Annotated in this window: 1 protein-coding gene; it reads left to right on the top strand. The window is 67.9% G+C overall.

From position 1 onward, the window contains the following. Positions 1 to 14: 14 nt before the first annotated feature. The coding region (locus ABNS06_RS05175) for a PAS domain-containing hybrid sensor histidine kinase/response regulator (RefSeq protein ID WP_348673001.1) at positions 15 to 2,255 on the top strand (2,241 nt) is incomplete at its 3' end.

Below are 2,255 nucleotides of genomic sequence, written 5' to 3'. Positions count from 1 at the left end.
TCTCGGCGCTCGCGATGAGCATCATGATCAGCAACGAGTGGGTTGTGCCGCTGTTGCTGCGGGCCCGACGCGATGTGCGCAACCGGCGCCTGGACTCGGTGATCCTGAACATTCGCCGCAGCGTCATCGCGGTGGTCATCCTCGGCGCCTACGGCTTTCATCTGCTGGCCGCGGATACCCGCAATCTCGCCGGACTGGGGCTGCTGGCCTTCGTCGCCGTGGCCCAGCTGGCACCGGCCTTTCTGCTGGGCCTGATCTGGCGGGGCGCCGCGGCCCGTGGCGCGATCATCGGGCTCGCGGCCGGTTTCACCATCTGGTTCTGCTGGCTGGCCTTGCCGATGATTATCCCCGCCGCGATGGCGAGCGCGGAGACCGCGACGCATCTGGGCTTTGGTTCCGTCACCGTCGCGACCTGGTTGTCGCTGGGCGTGAATCTGCTGCTGTTCGTGACGGTTTCGCTGGTCACCCGCCGCTCGGTCGTGGAGCAGTCGCAGGCCAACAAGTTTTGTCGCCGCGATTTCGGACAATCGCAGCCGGCGGATACGACCATCTCGGCGCGGGTGCAGGATGTGCTGTTCCTGCTGGATCGCTTTGTCGGCGAGGTGCGCACGTCGCAGGTCGTCCGCCAGGTCGAACAGGCGATGGGCGCGCCGCTGTCGCCGATGCGGCGGGCGAGTCCGGAACTGCTGGACGCCGCGGAGCGACAGCTCGCCGGCGCTGTTGGCAGTACCTCGGCCAGGATGGTGCTGGACAGCGCCCTGAAGGACATCGAACTGTCCATCGAGGAGGTCGCCACCATCCTCGACGGGACACGCGAGGATTTGCGGCTCAGCCGCCGTCTGTTGCGTGCCACGCTGGACAACGTCAATCACGGTGTCAGCGTCATCGACAACGACCTGCGCATCGCGGCCTGGAACCAGCGCTATCTGGATCTGTTCCAGTACCCGCCCGGCCTGATCACCGTGGGGCGTCCGCTGGAACAGGTCATCCGCTACAACGCCGAGCGGGGGCTGTGCGGTCCGGGTGATCCGGAGGAGCACGTCCGCAAGCGCCTGGAACGCATTCGCTCCGGCAACACCCATCGCTACGAGCGGACGCGGCCGGATGGCACGGTGATCGAGATGCAGGGCAAGCGTCTCCCCGGCGGTGGCTATGTCACCAGCTTCGCCGACATCACCGACCACAAGCGGGTGCAGAAGGAATTGCAGGCCGCGAACGAGAACCTCGAGAGCACGGTACGCGACCGCACGCGGGCGCTGGAGCGCGCGAAGCAAGCGGCCGAATGGGCCAATCGCAGCAAGTCCCAGTTTCTCGCGGCGGCCAGCCACGATCTGATGCAGCCGATCAGCGCGGCGCGGCTGTTCGCGTCATCGCTGATCGAGCAGGCCGAATCGGACCAGGCGCGCCAGTCCGCCGAGCACATCGCCTCCGCGCTGGACAGCGCCGAGGCGGTGCTGAGCGATCTGGCGGAAATCAATCGCCTGGATGCCCGCCGTGTACCGGTGCGCGAGGACGTGTTCTCGCTCAAGGAGGTTCTGCTGCCGCTGATCGAGGAGTTCCGGCCGGTCGCGGCGGAACGGGGTATCGAGCTGCGCGTGCGGCTGCCGGATGTCCACATCCGCTCGGATCGCTTGCACCTGCGCCGCATCGTGCAGAACTACCTGTCCAACGCGTTGCGCTACACGGCCAAGGGCACGGTGCTGCTGGGCACGCGGCGTGCGGGTGATGCCACCCGCATCGCCGTCTACGACACCGGCCCGGGCATCGCGGAGGATCAGCTCGAGGAAATCTATGTCGAATTCCAGCGGCTGCCCGTCGCCGACGCGCAGTCCGGCAAGGGGCTGGGGCTGGGGCTCGCGATCGTGCAGCGCATGGCCAAGCTGCTCCGGCATCCCATCGGCGTGCGGTCGACGCCGGGGCAGGGCTCGGTGTTCTGGATCGACGTGCCCCGATCCGAGCCGCGCGAGGCCGTGGCGACGGTCGAGCCGGCGGCGCCGACCCAGGTGCTCTCGGGCATGCGGGTGCTTTGCGTGGACAACGAGGAGCCGATTCTCGCCGGCCTGAATCAGCTCCTGCTGGGCTGGGGCGCCGACACCGTGACCGCGGCAAACGGCGCCCAGGCGCTGGAGCGCTGTCCCCAGGCGCCGGATGTCGCAATCATCGATTACCGGCTGGACAGCGAGCTGGGTACGCGGTTGATCGGATCACTGCGCCAGGCCTGGCAGGTGGAGGCACCCGCAGTGCTGATCACCGCG

It is taken from the genome of uncultured Abyssibacter sp. (assembly GCF_964000955.1).
Classification (GTDB): domain Bacteria; phylum Pseudomonadota; class Gammaproteobacteria; order Nevskiales; family OUC007; genus Abyssibacter.
Note: the sequence above shows the minus strand (reverse complement) of the source record. Positions and strands in the feature narration are given on the sequence as shown.